This is a genomic window from Sodalis sp. (in: enterobacteria) (assembly GCF_047607725.1).
Classification (GTDB): Bacteria; Pseudomonadota; Gammaproteobacteria; order Enterobacterales; family Enterobacteriaceae; genus JBLKSS01.
The window spans coordinates 1-15022 of record NZ_JBLKSS010000033.1; the positions used below are offsets into that span (position 1 = coordinate 1).

At 57.7% G+C, this 15022-nt stretch carries 12 protein-coding genes and 2 pseudogenes; 5 read left to right on the top strand and 9 right to left on the bottom strand.

Translation table 11 applies throughout. The features are described from left to right. Nucleotides 1-222 (top strand): transposase domain-containing protein (locus ACMX3H_RS04015; RefSeq protein WP_415209901.1); only part of this gene is annotated, 222 nt, incomplete at its 5' end. 3 nt (nucleotides 223-225) lie between these two features. Here the strand turns inward: ACMX3H_RS04015 and ACMX3H_RS04020 are convergent. Beyond that, on the bottom strand, nucleotides 226-858 hold the full coding sequence (locus tag ACMX3H_RS04020; RefSeq protein ID WP_415209902.1) for an RpiB/LacA/LacB family sugar-phosphate isomerase: 633 nt from the start codon (nucleotides 856-858) through the stop codon (nucleotides 226-228). 37 nt (nucleotides 859-895) lie between these two features. After that, a complete protein-coding gene (gene kduD / locus ACMX3H_RS04025; RefSeq protein WP_415209903.1) occupies nucleotides 896-1657 on the bottom strand; it encodes a 2-dehydro-3-deoxy-D-gluconate 5-dehydrogenase KduD in 762 nt (253 codons plus the stop codon). A 472-nt stretch (nucleotides 1658-2129) separates the two neighbouring features. Between kduD and ACMX3H_RS04030 the strand changes: the two genes are divergently transcribed. Continuing rightward, complete coding sequence (locus ACMX3H_RS04030; protein ID WP_415209904.1) at nucleotides 2130-2585, top strand: helix-turn-helix domain-containing protein; 456 nt, start codon at nucleotides 2130-2132, stop codon at nucleotides 2583-2585. A 224-nt stretch (nucleotides 2586-2809) separates the two neighbouring features. On the opposite strand, the gene ACMX3H_RS04035 is transcribed toward ACMX3H_RS04030, so the two are convergent. Next, entirely contained in the window at nucleotides 2810-4399 is a 1590-nt protein-coding gene (locus tag ACMX3H_RS04035; RefSeq protein ID WP_415209905.1) for a hypothetical protein, read from the bottom strand. 107 nt (nucleotides 4400-4506) lie between these two features. Here ACMX3H_RS04035 and ACMX3H_RS04040 point away from each other — a divergent pair, with 107 nt between their 5' ends. Together ACMX3H_RS04040 and ACMX3H_RS04045 are read left to right on the top strand one after the other, a co-directional pair. Beyond that, nucleotides 4507-5901, top strand: coding sequence for a Gfo/Idh/MocA family protein (locus tag ACMX3H_RS04040; RefSeq protein WP_415209906.1), 1395 nt, complete (start codon nucleotides 4507-4509; stop codon nucleotides 5899-5901). Between the two features lie 400 nt (nucleotides 5902-6301). Next, a pseudogene (locus ACMX3H_RS04045) lies at nucleotides 6302-7936 on the top strand (dihydroxyacetone kinase subunit DhaK). Between the two features lie 202 nt (nucleotides 7937-8138). Here the strand turns inward: ACMX3H_RS04045 and ACMX3H_RS04050 are convergent. The 6 genes from ACMX3H_RS04050 to ACMX3H_RS04075 form a co-directional block, all read right to left on the bottom strand. Next, nucleotides 8139-8420 carry a glucose PTS transporter subunit EIIB gene (locus tag ACMX3H_RS04050; protein ID WP_415209912.1) on the bottom strand — a complete coding sequence of 94 codons (282 nt, stop codon included), beginning with the start codon at nucleotides 8418-8420 and terminating at the stop codon, nucleotides 8139-8141. An 899-nt stretch (nucleotides 8421-9319) separates the two neighbouring features. Beyond that, nucleotides 9320-9496: a hypothetical protein gene (locus ACMX3H_RS04055; RefSeq protein ID WP_415209907.1), complete on the bottom strand. Its 177-nt coding sequence runs from the start codon at nucleotides 9494-9496 to the stop codon at nucleotides 9320-9322. Continuing rightward, on the bottom strand, nucleotides 9493-10872 hold the full coding sequence (locus ACMX3H_RS04060; protein WP_415209908.1) for a hydantoinase/oxoprolinase family protein: 1380 nt from the start codon (nucleotides 10870-10872) through the stop codon (nucleotides 9493-9495). The genes ACMX3H_RS04055 and ACMX3H_RS04060 overlap by 4 nt, the downstream gene beginning before the upstream one ends. 17 nt (nucleotides 10873-10889) lie before the next feature. Continuing rightward, nucleotides 10890-12746 (bottom strand): hydantoinase B/oxoprolinase family protein, encoded by a 1857-nt coding sequence (locus ACMX3H_RS04065; protein ID WP_415209909.1) that lies wholly within the window; start codon nucleotides 12744-12746, stop codon nucleotides 10890-10892. A 196-nt stretch (nucleotides 12747-12942) separates the two neighbouring features. Beyond that, complete coding sequence (locus tag ACMX3H_RS04070; protein WP_415209910.1) at nucleotides 12943-14055, bottom strand: MmgE/PrpD family protein; 1113 nt, start codon at nucleotides 14053-14055, stop codon at nucleotides 12943-12945. A gap of 137 nt (nucleotides 14056-14192) precedes the next feature. Continuing rightward, nucleotides 14193-14687 carry an ABC transporter permease gene (locus tag ACMX3H_RS04075; RefSeq protein WP_415209911.1) on the bottom strand — a complete coding sequence of 165 codons (495 nt, stop codon included), beginning with the start codon at nucleotides 14685-14687 and terminating at the stop codon, nucleotides 14193-14195. 108 nt (nucleotides 14688-14795) lie between these two features. Here ACMX3H_RS04075 and ACMX3H_RS04080 point away from each other — a divergent pair. Next, nucleotides 14796-15022 (top strand): annotated as a pseudogene (locus ACMX3H_RS04080) (transposase); the annotation flags it as partial.

Below are 15022 nucleotides of genomic sequence, written 5' to 3' on the forward strand. Positions count from 1 at the left end.
GCGCTGCGGGTAATAAGCCTGGGTCGCAAGAACTATCTGTTCTTCGGTTCGGATAGCGGCGGCGACCGGGCGGCGCTGATGTATACGCTGATCGGCAGTTGCAAACTGAACGGCGTGGAGCCGGAAGCGTATCTGCGCCACGTGCTGGCGATTATCGCGGATCATCCCATCAACAAAATCAAAGAGCTCCTGCCGTGGAACCTCACCATCCCTGCTGAATAACTGTCAATACGGCGCTGGGCGTACGCTTACATCCTGACAATGGGCGAAGAAATAGTGCTTGAACTTTTCGCCGCTGACGGCACCTTTGACCAAATCCTGGTCAAGATCTTTCAGAATGGACAGTAAGTCGCGGTAGGACACCGCCTTGACGCCATCGAGGATTTTTTTGTTGCGTTGCTCCGGCACCACCCGATCGCGGGGATACCCCTGACCGCCTTTGCTACCAAACAATTTTTCAAAGATGTACTGCATATTCAATTCCGCGCCCCAACCAAAGCCTTTGGCAAACTGCAGCGAGATGGTGTTACCGTCATTGATTTGCGCAAACATATAGCCGTCGGACGGATCGACCGCCAGACCGCAAATGACGCCTGGGAAAGAATTACAGGCCAACATCGCGCCGGCGCCGGTGCCGGTGCCGCAGCCGGTCACCACATAATCCACCGCGCCCGCGTTCAACAATATGGCAGCCAAGATCCCATTTTGCACATAGGTAAGCGAGTGGGGGTCTTCGGCGGAGTACATCCCGTAATTGAACACCTCATGTCCGAGCGGTGCCACCGCCCCCTTCAGGGTATTGAAAATCAATTCATTTTTCGCCGCCTGGCTGTTTTCATTAATTAAGGCAATTTTCATGCTCGTAGCTCCGTATCGGATTCACTTATAAAAAGATTTAACGTGCCAACCAACCACCATCCACGGCGAGGGTGTAACCGTTGATATAATCGGCCGCTGCAGAGGCGAGAAACACCACTGGCCCCATGACATCGGCCGGCTCGCCCCAGCGACCGGCGGGGATACGCGCCAGAATTTCTTGATTGCGGGCCGCGGAGGCGCGCAGCGTGTCGGTATTGTTGGTCGCCATATAGCCGGGGGCGATAGCGTTCACGTTGATGCCGTGCTGAGCCCATTCATTGGCCAGCAGGCGGGTAATGCCCATCACGGTGCTTTTCGAGGCGGTATAGGACACCACACGAATACCGCCCTGGAAAGAGAGCAGTGAGACGACGTTAATGATTTTGCCGCCATCTCCCTGGCGGATGAACTGCCGCGCGACCGCCTGTGATAAGAAGAACAGGGATTTACTGTTCAGATCCATCACCGAATCCCACTCTTGCTCTGTAAAATCAATGGCATCTTGGCGCAGAATGATGCCTGCGTTGTTGACCAAAATATCAATTCTACCCGCGTGCGCCAGCGCCTGGCTGAGGATGTAGGGAATCACGCGAGTATCGCTTAAATCGGCATTTAGCCCATAGAACCGCCCGCCGAGGCGGGTGATGCACGCCGCCGTCTCAGCCGGGTCGCTGCGGTTCACGCCAATGATATCGCAGCCGGCTTGTGCCAGCGCGATAGCCATCGCCTGCCCCAGTCCGGTATTGCAACCCGTTATCAGCGCGACCTTACCCGTTAATTGAAATGCGCTGAGTACCATGTTGTCTTCCTCTCGATGCAGGTTGTAAGGCCGGATGCATGTTGGCATCATAGCAAAATGGCCAACATGGTTCAATAATAATGAAATATAGTTTTAATTATTAAGATAAGCGGGCGCGGTCCCCGCCGATGAGGCACACTTACACCCCTGCTGACCGCCCGTTTCCCCATGCTTGCCTGACGCGCTATCAATCCTCCCTCGCGCGCTTAGCGCGTGGCCAGCGCCCCGCAGCTCCTCCTCAGGCTCCGCTCGTCTTCTTCAGACCCACCCGGTTTCCGCTTGCCCGGCGCCCCGTCGTTTTCACCCGGCCCGCGCGGTTCCCGTTTGCCAGACGCGACACCCGATCCTGTTCAGACGCTGTTCCCGCTCCACGGCGTTAGGCTACGAACGTTAAACGGACCTCTATTGCCAACATCGGCAGAGTTGTTTATAAGTCATCAGTCCAAGGGATCGGCTTATACAAGGAATGTTTATGTATCATTACACTGATTATGGTTTGGAAACCGTTTGGCTCACCAACGGCTACCGCTGCGGGAAGCAGGGGGAGCACATCCAGGTAGACATAGAAGATAAACCCGCCCTGCATCAGGTATTGGCAAAACTACTCATCAATCGACGTAACCTTTTATCCTGTCATGAAATACGCTTTCTGCGCCGTGAAATGAGCATGAGCGTCCATGAACTGGCGTCGGTGATGGGGGTGCAAAACGATGTGATTGAACGCTGGGAGCACGGTGAAACCGGTCTCCCGCGGGTCGCGGATGTTTCGMTGCGGGCTTTATTTGTCGGTTCGCGGCTGGAGGAAAGCGAGCCGGGACTATATCTGCACATCTTGTCGGAAACTGAGTGCCGGCAATCCAGCGAAACGCTGTTTTTAACGTACGCCGACAAGGGATGGTGGCAAAGCTTTCTGCGTGATAGCTGCTAATGCCCCGGCTTTCGGCGTTAAATCAAGATGTGACACATATCACTTTTCCAACCACGCCGCACGTTATCGATCACACTTCTTTTCGCTTAACCTGTGATTTGAATCACAGGTTTTGACCGCGAGTTGCAAGCTCCGTCACGCTTTTAAACGTTCCGTCCGCCTAGCGCCTTTCTGCTTTTGAAATTACGCTTCAATTTCCCTGACGCGCTTTTAACCTGTATGCATTACTCAATGGCGTCGGCGCCCGGCCTGCAACTTTCGGCCAGCCGGCCAAGACGGGCGGGATCCAGCAGGAGGGGCAAGTTATGCGCCACGTTAACCTCGTTTTCAGCCAGCCAGCGGCCGGTTTGCTGCGCATAACGCTGTGCTGCATCAATGGCGGTGAGCAAATTATCCTGACGCGAACGGCTGGCGCCATACTGGTTCATATACCACCGCAAACTTATTACCTGACGGCCATGACCGAACAGGCGGGTATAGCGGACGGCAGAGGCCCAGGCACCGCAAAGCACGTCGGCGAACGTCGCTGGCAATTCGCCGTCGCGCCGCAGCGCTTGCTCCTGGGCGTACAGACGTTCGGCCAAAAAAACGTTCTGCTGTTGCTCAAGCTGCAGCAACTCCCACTGCACGCGGCCCGCCTGCTCATCGTCGCGCGGAAACAGCGCCTGAAACGATTGGCGCCAGTTGGCGCTACGGGCGTCGGAATGCAGCAGGCGCAGCGCGGTATCAATATCCGCCGGCAGTTGGCTGTGCTGATGCATCACCCGGCCCAGCAGATACGGCGTCCGGCACATCCAGTCGTAACTACTGATAAACAGCTGGCGCACCGTTTGCCGCTGCACGGGATAGCCGGGGCGCAATCCCTTGCTGTCCAGCCACTCATCCAGCAATTCCGCAGCGCTGACCGGCGTCTCGCCGCACGCGATTCGCGCCAGACCATAAAGATTGCCTTCATTAATCGATCCCTGCAGGGGGCTATTGTGGATCCATTCCCAATCAAGGCGGGCGGTAATGGTCTCGAGCCTGTCGCCGGCGACCGATTGCGCCCAGCTGAGCCTGCCCTGCAGCTCATCAATCAGCAGGCAGGGCAGCAACGTCCAGTCGTAATCGATACCCCACAAATCAATATCGATCCAGATTTTGCGCGCGCCCATCGCGCCGATAGCCGGATTATTGGCGAAGCCAGGACGGTAATCGACCGCGGTGGCTTTCAGCGATGCGCGCACATCCGCCGGCATTTGCGCCAGTGTGCTTTGCAGCTGGCGCCGCAGCCAATCGTCATCGGTATAGTCGCGTAACACCAGCTTTTTATTTTGCCGCCGCAACTGACGATAAAGTGCGTCCAGGGGGACGTCCCACTGCCTCGGATGAAATTCCGGCGTTTGCAGGCTGAGAATGAGGCCGCTGACGTCCGGCAGCGTCGCCAGGGTGGCGCTGACGATCGCTTGATAAAAATGCTGCAAAAATCGCTGTCCCTGGCCGGGATCATCCGTCAGCCGCAGCTCGGGATACTTGTGCGCCAATTTACCGTCGTTGGGGAAAGCCTCCCCCTGCAGCCACAGCGTGAGCCGCCGCTGCCGGCAAAGACAACCGATACGGTGGAGATAATACAACGCGCTTTCGCGCTCATGAAAAAGATTGCTGCGATCCGCGCCCTGAAAAGTCGGCGAGGGGGGAGCCAACAGCGCCAGAATATTCTGCTGATGAATGATAAGCCCGGTAAAGCAGTAACGTTCGAGGATCTCCAGCAGCGACAGCACATGCGACCAGTGCCAGATTAGCGGCGTGTTCACCTCCAGCAGACGTTGCGGCACGCTGTCCTCCCGTTGACCAGTGCGGCGTCAAGAGCAGCCAACATAGAACCATCCCGCTTAGGCTGTCAATAACACGACGGCTCATCCTGTAAATCAAGAGGTAGGAAATGAAAAAGTATGCGTTAGTCGGCACCGGGGGGCGCGCCGGTCTTTATATCAACGCCATCGCGACGGATTTCAGCGCCCGGGCCCGCAGGGTGGCGTTCTGCGATACCAACCGCATCAGAATGGCCTATGCCAATCAACTCATCGGCGCACAGGGACACGCGCCGGTGCCGCTCTATCCTGTGCAGGAATTCGATCGCATGATCGCCGAGACCCGGCCGGACGTGGTGATCGTCACCTCTATCGATCGCACCCATCATCACTATATCTTGCGGGCGATGGAACTGGGCTGCGATGTGGTCAGCGAAAAACCGATGACAATCGATGAGGAAAAGTGCCAGGCTATCCTGGACGCTATCCTGGACGCTATCCTGGACGCTATCCTGGACGCTATCCTGGACGCTATCCTGGACGCTATCCTGGACGCTATCCTGGACGCTATCCTGGACGCTATCCTGGACGCTATCCGGCGCACCGGCAGGCAGTTACGCGTCACCTTCAATTATCGTTACGCGCCGCATCACAGCAAAATCCGTGAACTGCTGGTGGCCGGTACCATTGGCGATGTGTTCTCGGTCCATTTTGAATGGCTGCTGAATACCCAGCACGGCGCCGATTATTTTCGCCGCTGGCATCGCGATAAACGCAACAGCGGTGGGCTGCTGGTCCATAAATCAACTCATCATTTCGATTTGGTCAATTTCTGGCTGGGTAGCGAGCCGGATACGGTTTACGCCCAGGGAGATTTACGCTTTTACGGCCGGGCTAACGTCGAACAGCGCGGCATCACGGATTTCTACGCCCGCTGCCACCAAAGCCCGGCGGCCGAGCGCGACCCCTTCGCGCTGCAGATGGCGCAAAGCTCGACCCTGCGCGCCCTTTATCTGGCAGCGGAACAGGAAGATGGTTACTATCGCGATAAAAGCGTGTTCGATGACGGCATCAGCATTGAGGACGTCATGGGGGTGATGGTGCGCTATAAAAACCGCGCCATCATGACCTATTCGCTTAACGCTTATCTTCCTTGGGAAGGGCTGAACGTGGTGTTTAACGGCAGCCAAGAAAGACTTGAAATGAAACTAGTGGAAAAATCCTATGTCAACGGCGGTGGCAAACAGGCGCAGGAAGGCACGCTGGACGAGTGTGATATCCGCGTGTTCCCGATGTTTGGCGACGCTTACCGGGTAGATGTCCCGCATGAGGCCGGCGGCCACGGCGGCGGCGATCGGGTGATGCTAAACGATCTGTTTGGCGCGCCGGTGGATGATCCTTTACGGCGCACCGCGGGATTTCGCGACGGCGCGCTGTCGATTATGACCGGTATCGCCGCCAACCGTTCTCTGCGCACTGAAGCGCCGGTTAACATTAGCGCGTTAGCGATTACCTTGCCCGATTGACCGCTTACCGCGGCACCTGACCACTGCCCCATCCTGATTCTCCCCGCGGCGGTGAAAGGGGAGAATCGCTTTAGCGGCGTGGCGAACACCAAAGTACTGGTCACCAGCGATATCGCTATGCCACCATTGCTATTACGATAACGCTCGCCATATCGCTCTACCGCCGGCCGCATTTCCGTGTCGCCAGCGAAGCGCACTAACGCTCGCCTGTCGCTGTCCCGCCGGCCACATTGCTGTATCGCCAGTGATATCGCGATAACACCCGCCATATCAATGCAACTAAATCAATATTAATTCTAATCATTATGATAGCAACTTATTCAACGTCGCCGGCCGGGTACGTTGCGGCACCGGCAGCCACGGCTGCATCCCCTGCTTCCCCAGAAAAGGTTTTTGCCCTATGTCCAAATTTTTTATGAACACCCGCAACGCCCTGGTCAATGATGCCATTGAGGGCACGATTGTCGGTTCACGCTGGCAAAACCTCGTTCAGCTCGACGTTGACCCCTTTATCCGGGTGGTGGTGCGTAAAGGGTGGCAAAAAGATCGGGTCGAGCTGATCTCCGGCGGCGGCTCCGGCCATGAGCCGGCCCACGTGGGATTTGTCGGTAAAGGCATGCTGACCGCGGCGGTTTGCGGCGATATCTTCGCCTCCCCCAGCGTCGATGCCGTTCTCAGCGCCATTCTCGCGGTCACCGGCGAGGCGGGTTGTCTGTTGATCGTGAAAAACTATACCGGCGACCGTCTGAATTTCGGGTTGGCGGCGGAGAAAGCCAAACGCCTGGGCTATCGGGTCGAGCTGGTGATGGTTGATGACGATATCTCCCTGCCGGACAATAAACAGCCGCGCGGCATCGCCGTGCCCGCCCTTATCCATAAAATCGCCGGTTATGCGGCCGAGCAGGGGCTTACGCTTGAGGAAGTGACCACGCTGGCGCAGAAAGCTATCGGCGCAACCGCCAGTATCGGCGTGGCGATGACCGGCTGTAACCTACCGGAAGAAGAAGGCGGCGCGCAGCGCATCAAAGACGGCCATGTGGAGCTGGGACTGGGTATACACGGCGAGCCGGGCGCGCAGACGCTGCCGACCGTCAATAGCCGCGAACTAATCCAGGTGATGGTGGATAAGCTCAGCGCCCATCTCCCCGCAAAGGGGCCTGTGGCGGCGCTGATTAACAACCTTGGCGGCGTCTCTCCCCTGGAGATGAGCGTGCTCACCAAAGAGCTGGTCCATTCTCCGCTGCGCGAGCGCCTGAGCTATCTTATCGGCCCGGCGCCGCTGGTCAGTGCGCTGGATATGAAGGGGTTCTCGCTGTCATTGCTGGCGCTGGACGCCACCCTGACCACTGCGCTGCTGTCGGAGGTGGAAACCGCCGGCTGGCAACCGCTGACCCGGCAAAAGGCCGATAATCCCCGCCAAACGACACGCGTCACACCGTCCGTCAACGCCCGCACCGGTAACATCATTGACGTCGTTACCGAAACCCTGCTGACGCTGGAAAACGAGCTTAACCGGCTTGATAGTCTGGTGGGAGACGGCGATACCGGCACCACCTTCGCCGCCGGCGCACGTGAAATCGCCACGCTGAACCGTGACGGTGAATTACCCCAGGACGATCCCGCGGCGCTGCTGACGCTAATAGGCGATAAACTGGCCACCATCATGGGCGGCTCCAGCGGCGTATTGATGTCGATATTCTTTACCGCCGCCGGTCAGCAGGTGGCGGAGGGCTAGCCGTTGGTGCAGGCGCTGCTGGCTGGCCTGCAGCAAATGAAACATTACGGCGGCGCCGAGCGCGGCGACCGTACCCTTATCGATGCGCTGCAACCGGCGCTGGAGGCGCTGGCCGACGGCGCGAGCCTGCGCCATGCGGCGGATGCCGCCCGCGCGGGGGCCGACGCCGACGCCACTATGGATAAGGCGAACGCCGGCCGGTCCGCCTATCTCAATAGCGACAACCTCACCGGCCATAAAGATCCGGGCGTGTATGCGATAGAGAAAGCGTTTGCCAATTTGGCGGCGCAAGCGGGATAAACGCCCCCCTTTTTTAGCGCCCTCCTTACCCTGCAACGGCGTCGCGCCCCACCACCGGCGGCCTGGCATACGCGCCACCAAGGGGGCCGCGATGCATGTTGCAGGACGAGGTGCGATGCGCGTCGCAGGGCGAACAGCAATGGGCGTCGCAGGGGCCGTGTCGTAAGGCGAGCAGCGAAGCACACCGCGCGTTCGCCGGTTTTTATGTTGAGGTCTCATCCAAACCAAAGTGCTCTTCCTGTCTCCGCTTTAAATTGTCGGAGCGCTTGCCGAATATGGCCTGCACTTGATGCCCCAAAATGACCACCCCCAGCGCCCCCAGACTCTGAATAGTGCCGCTGTTCACTTTAGCTAAATCCTTGACCGTCACCCGCAGCCGAGTGATACAGGCATCCACTTCACGGATATTCCACCGCCCGCCGAGGGCGGCGATCAATGCGGCGATATCCGGATCGCCCAGCTCCGGATGCTGGGCCTGATGCATTTTTTCCCGAACAAAACGGACAAACTCAACAATATTCGGCATAGCGATATTCCTCATTATCCCGATCAAGCCATTCCGGCATGGAACACGTCACGTCCGTTTCAGGCCGTCGGGCATGCCGGCGCCCATCATTCATTTCCTTAAGCCGACCCGTTATTCCTTACGTTTAAACGTAGTCGTTTTCATCCTAGCGCCGACGTCCTGAACGTGCCATTGCCATCCCCTACGGTTAGCGATTTGCTCTATATCATTTTTTTACATCTATACTTGCCAAGGCGCATCGAGGAAAAAGAGCGTTCACCCGACTGCAGGCCTTTTGAGGTAATAAGCATGGAGAATAAGTCAACATCCGATGATTACCGCAGTAGACAATATCCAGTCCAAGAACATATGGCGTTCCAACGCCTCGCCTGGACATTACAGCGCTGGGGCACGTTCTTGCTGTTTTTATTCGTACTACTGGCGGCGCTTGGACTGTTTTCACAGGGCTTGATGAGCGATACATCAACGCAAAGCCCATCGGGCAATCTCCAGCTGGAGTACGATCGCTTTGCGCGCAATACTACCGACACCCATTATGTTATTCATGTAAGGATCAATAAAAAAAACACCATACAAATGTAAGCGCCTCGTGGAGGACGTCTTGAATTATTGGTGGGTTTGTTGTATAGCCCGATAAGAATATGTTCCACTACGATGCCTAGTGAACCCGCATCCTATAAGGGACGGCTGTCAGATCATGGATAATCCGGCGATGATAGTGTCCACTTAAATTTTAATGGACACTATCACAAACTTCAGAACCACTAATTTCATATCACTCAAACCGGGATGAAAATAAAAGTTATTAAAATCAATACAATGTGAAAATACAATGAGCATAAGCGTGCAACGTAGGTTTACTGTCTCATACAACAAACCCACCAATAATTCAAGACGTCCTCCACGGGGCGCTTACGCAGGATACAGGTCACGGAAAAATCGTTTTTCAGATCGGAGGAGAGCAGCCCCAGACTCGATAGCACGCCGGATTCAGGCACGATGATCTCCGCCTTCATGCCTAACAGGCGGGTCAAAAAATCGCTATGCAGCAGCCAGCGCCGCCAAATGGCACCAGGGCGAAATCGGCCGGGTCATAGCCGTGCGCCACCGAAACTTCGCGTATGGTGCCCATCATATTATTGTTGGCGATATCGATGATGCCGCTTGCGGCGTCTTCCACGGTCAGTCCCAGCTGCTTAGCAATGCGTTCTTCAATCGCTTTGGCCGCCGCCGCAACATCCAGCGTCATTTCACCGTTCAACAGGCGGGGCGTTAAATGGCCGAGCACCAGATGCGCGTCCGTCACCGTAGGCTCGGTGCCGCCGCGGCCGTAGCAAACGGGCCCCGGCATGGCGCCCGCGCTCATCGACCCTACCATTAACGCGCCGTTGACGAAGCGGGCAATCGAACCGCCGCCGGCGCCAATGGTGTGGATATCGATCATCTGCAGGCTGAGCGGCCTGTCGCCGACGTGGCCTTCGGTGGTGACATTGGCATCACCGCCGTTGATAAGGCAGATATCCGCTGAGGTGCCGCCGACATAAAAGGAAATCAGCTTGCTCTCCCCTGCCAGTCGACCCACCAGCCCGGCACCGACCACTCCCGCCGCCGGACCGCACAGCGCGGTCTGGACCGGCTGACGACGAATCGTATCCACGCCGGTCACGCCGCCGCTGGATTTCATCAGCAGCAGACGGCCGTTAACACCCTCGTCGGCGATACGTTGTTCCAGGCGGGTGACATAGCGCGAGACTTTTGGCATCACGTAACAGTTCAGCTGCGTCGCCATGCTGCGCTCGAACTCCCGAAAGGTGGGCAAGACTTCAGATGACAGGGAGACCAGCGCCTGCGGGTACTCTTGCGTGATAATATCGCGGGTCCGCTGCTCATGGCGGGCATTGGCGTAAGAATGCAAATAGCACACCGCGATAGCCTTGATGTTGCGTTGCTTAATGCGGGCAATGGCGGCGCGCACCTGCGCCTCACAGAGCGGCGCCAGTTCATGCGCTTCAAAATCCATACGGCCGTCCACTTCATAGATGCGTTCCGCCGGCACCGGCCGCGTCGACTTTACCCATGAGTAGATATTCTCGTTGCGTGGAATATCGTGCCGGCCGATTTCCAGCACATGCCTGAAGCCGGTGGTAGTCAACAAGGCACATTCGGCGCCGTCCATTTCCAAAATGGTATTAGTGGCAACCGTTGTGCCGTGAAACACGTGACTGACGTCTTGCGCTCGCATCCCGGTATCGGCGAGTATTCGCCGCATGCCCGTCACGAAACCCAGCGAGGGATCCTCGGGCGGCGACGGGGTTTTCGCCTTGAAGAGTTTGCCGGTGCGGCTATCCACCAAGGTAATATCGGTAAAGGTGCCGCCAGTGTCGACGGCAACGGAAAGCAGGTGTTCCATGATAGCTGATCCTTGGGTTAAACGCGAGATGGACGGGAGGAGCGGAGAGCGTCGGCAGAGTTCCACCACTCTTCGGCATCAAAGTAACGGCGACGGTGAAATAATTTGGTTGGCCAGCGGTGCGGTGCGCGGCGATCGCGGGTCGCGGCCAAATCGGCGGATTCCGACTCGACATCAAGGACGACGCCATAGTCCTCCAGCGCGCTTTCGATGCTGACGAAACCCGCCAGCACATCGCGTAATACCCGTTCGGGTTCACGATCGAAAGTGTGGCCATATCCGCCGCCGCCCGGCATAGCGATTTGCAGAATATCCCCCGTCTCAAGCGTCACGCCATCCTGCAGGCTGGGCAGGATTTTCTCGCCGGGCGTGCCGGGATTGAGCACGAACCGGCCGGATCGGCCGCTCATGCCGGCGTTAACGCCATCGGCGGGATAGTCCACATTGCTCATGCGAATGGAAATAGAGGCGGTTTTCGAGATCATTTGAAATTCGCGGATAACGCCGCCGCCCCCGCGCCAACGCCCCGGTCCGCCGGAATCCTGATTGATGGCATAACGCCGCATTAGCAAGGGGTAGTTCTGCTCGGCGAACTCGAGGGGGTAATTTTGCTGGTTGAGGAAATACACCGCGTCCGGCCCGTCTGACGCGGGACGCGCGCCCTGGCCGGCGGCGATGGCCAGGGTTTTCAGGAAGACTTTGCCGCTGCCCATAAACACGCCGCGCAACTTATTCGCGCTATAGGCGGAGCTGGACGCCAGCGCCAAATCAGGACGGGCAACGGCGATAAGGCCCAGACAGGCGCTAGTCACCCGTGATACGGTTACGGAGCGTTGACCGAGAGAGGCGGTGAAACGGGACTTAATCACGCTGCCCTCGCGCAGTTTTACTTCATCAATGATACTCAGCAGCCCCTCGTTGAACATGAATTCCGGATGTCTCGCCAGGGCATAGATGCCGAAGACCATCTGTACCACCGACGGATGCATGAGAAAATTAATCGGACCGAGGGTTTGATCATCGGTATCGGTGGCATCGAGGACAAGCTTTCCCTCGGCGGCGGTCAGCGTCATACGGATGGCGATAGATGTGGTGCCGTGGCCGTCCTGGTCAATAAGCTCGGCAAACTTATAGCGGCCGGGGGTAAAAATGTCATCGAGCCGGGCGCGGGCGAATTCCCGGGTCTGTTGGATAAGTTGGTCGAAAGCCTGATGGGCGGTCTCCACGCCGAACCGCTCGAACAACTCGACCATGCGCAAACGGCCCCGCTCCACCGCCGCCATCATGGCGCGCACGTCGCCTTTAATCATGTCGGGGAAACGAGAATTGTGCACGAAGGTCCGAAACAGGTCTTCGTTCAGCACCCCTTCGCGATACAGCCTGACCGGTGGAATGAGAATGTCTTCATGAAAAATCTCGGGTGCATCGGGCGTGGTTGACCCGGAATGGGTGCCGCCAATGTCCAGAAAATGCGCCCATGAGTGGGTAAAACCGACCAATTGCTCCGCAACAAAGATGGGGCTGATAAAAACCTGATCTAGCGTATGGGATACGCCTCCCCGGGAAAGATAGGGATCGTCGTACCAATAGACGTCGCCCGGTTTCATCTCCGCCATGGGAAAGAATTCCAGCACCGGATCGAGAATGTTGCCCAGCAGCGGCAGCTTGGTCCCCATCAGCAGACGGCCTTGCCTGTCGAACAGCCCACAGAAATAGTCCTGTTTTTCACGGATGACCGGCAACATGGCGGTGCGCTGCAACAGACGCTCCATTTCAGACTGGGCCGAACTCAACACTCCTTTGACAATTTCCAGCATGACCGGCGTTACGCTCGGTGCCGGCCGGACATCGCTTGCCTCAACGAAATTTTGCATGAATGAACCCTTTCCGATAAATTGCGCGGCGTCGCGCAGGCGTAGTTAATTGCCGAGCCGCCCGAGGGCAGCCGCGATAAAGTCAAGATTACTCTGGCTATCAAGGCGTTGTAGCTGCTCATACAGCTCACAAGCCTTCTGTTGATCCAGGCGGCCATCGCAACAATCAAAAAATTTCTCTCGGCGGTCATCGGCGCTAAACGGATCGGCAAGACCGCCCTTGGCCATTGCCCGCGCGGCATGGAGCGTCCTGCCGTCCCGCAGATGTACGCTGAGCCGGTGAGTCACTATAGCCAGAGCTATCCTCCTCGGCGGAGCTCGCCGCATGCATCTTTGTTAACGGCAGGAGACGGCGCATGGCCGGATCAAAAATCCTCTCGCGATCAAAATCCGCCAGGCGCAGCCGGTTGTTGGCCAGGGCGACGGCGAGACAGTAGGGCATCGAGAAGCGCGCCTGCATTTCTTTGGTCGGCTCGGCGTACGGCAGGTTATTCTGATTAATCGAGCCCACCAGACAGTCCAGCAACATAACGTCTTCCGCCGCAAAGTCGTTGGCGGCTTTTAGATCCAGCAGCATATCAATCGCATTATGGGTGGAAGCGCAGCAGGGATGCCGTTTCGGCGTCAGTCCCAGGGTTTCGATGACATGCCGCTCATCGCTCGCGTTTGTCGCCGCGGCCCAGGGCCTGCCGGCGGCGGCGTACAGGGCGGTAAAACCAAACGGATGATCCATGATGTCGGAATTGCCGCCCATGCCTGCGGCGGCGAGCGCAGCGGCCTCAACCGTATTGCGCGCCGCAAGGCCGGCATGCAGCGGTTTGGCCACGGTGCCAAATTGCCCCTTGACGCCGGCGGCCATGCTGACGGCGAGACACATGGCCTGCAGAATGCCCTCTCCATTCAGCCCCAGCAGCCAGGCGGCGCCCACCGTCGACGTCGCGTGCCAGCTGGCGACATAGTGGCCCGGATTCACCGCCGCACCGATGACGGCCTGTGCCTGTAGCCCGACCAGATAGCCTTCCAGCAGCCGCCTGCCGTCGGCGTCCGAGGCCTGTGCCGTGGCCAGCAAGGCGGGAACCAGGACCGCGGAAGCATGGCCCATCAAAGGACGAAACGTGTCATCGTAATCAAGGGCGTGCGCCGCCGTCGCATTTATCAGCGCCGCCACGCCGGGTGAACCGGTCCCCCCGGCGCCGGCTATCATGCAGGCCAGCGTATCGCGGATCGCCTCGGTCGCCCCCTGCCTGGCCGCCGGGCTGACGTCTTTGCACTTCAGGCTCCAGCCGGCGAGATATTCCAGAATATTCATCGGCATCTTCTCGTTATAAGGCGGTATCCAAGGCGTCGCGCAGACCGTCGCCCAGCCAGTTGAACAGCAGCACCGTGACGAAAATTACCATGCCGGGAATAAAGGCCAGCATGGGCGCGTTCCACATGTAACCGCGCTCATTGGAAATGCATGTTTCCCCAACTCGGATCCGGCGGCTGCACGCCCAGCCCGAGAAAAGATAAGGAAGACTCGATGAGGATCACCCAGCCGATGCCGAGCGTGGCGGATACGATTATGGCCGGCCAGGACTGCGGCAGAATATGTTTGAAGAACAACCTAAGCGGGGTCGCGCCCAGCGCCCGCGCGGCCTCGACATACACCAGCTCCCGGTTGCGCAGCACCTCGCCCCGCACGATGCGGGCGATGCTCATCCAACTGGTGACACCGATGACGATCACAATATTGGCGAGTGTCGAGCCAAATAGCGCCAGCACGGTCAGCATAAAAAAGAAGATGGGCACGGACAGCATACCGTCGGTGAGACGCATCAAAACGCTATCGATCCTGCCGCGGGCGAAGCCCGCAATGCCGCCTATCAGCGTGCCGATGGCCACCGAGAAAATGACCGCCGACACCCCAACCGACAGAGAAATTCGCGCGCCGTAGATCAAGCGGGAAAAAACATCGCGCCCGTTCTCATCGTAAGCGTACGCCCAGCGCCGTCTGTTAATTCCCCATCAAGTTATTGAAGATGATGTCCATTATTTTTTTAATGGGTGCCATTCATGAAACAAACCCCACCAAAACCCTCAAGACGTCGTCCTAATTTCCCGCTGGACTTTAAAATTAAGCTGGTTGAGCAGGTGCTCCAGCCCGGCGTATCCATTGCCAAGCTGGCACGGGATAACGGTATCAATGACAATTTGCTGTTCAACTGGCGCCAGCTCTACCGTCAGGGCAAGTTCGGTGTCCAACCTAAAATCCCCACTACACAGCAGGCTGAGCT

Coding starts and splice junctions, on each gene's coding strand:
- ACMX3H_RS04065 (WP_415209909.1), bottom strand. CDS start 12,746: ATGCAAAATTTCGTTGAGGCAAGCGATGTCCGGCCGGCACCGAGCGTA.
- ACMX3H_RS04070 (WP_415209910.1), bottom strand. CDS start 14,055: ATGAATATTCTGGAATATCTCGCCGGCTGGAGCCTGAAGTGCAAAGAC.
- ACMX3H_RS04060 (WP_415209908.1), bottom strand. CDS start 10,872: ATGGAACACCTGCTTTCCGTTGCCGTCGACACTGGCGGCACCTTTACC.
- ACMX3H_RS04040 (WP_415209906.1), top strand. CDS start 4,507: ATGAAAAAGTATGCGTTAGTCGGCACCGGGGGGCGCGCCGGTCTTTAT.
- ACMX3H_RS04050 (WP_415209912.1), bottom strand. CDS start 8,420: ATGCATCAGGCCCAGCATCCGGAGCTGGGCGATCCGGATATCGCCGCA.
- ACMX3H_RS04020 (WP_415209902.1), bottom strand. CDS start 858: ATGAAAATTGCCTTAATTAATGAAAACAGCCAGGCGGCGAAAAATGAA.
- kduD (WP_415209903.1), bottom strand. CDS start 1,657: ATGGTACTCAGCGCATTTCAATTAACGGGTAAGGTCGCGCTGATAACG.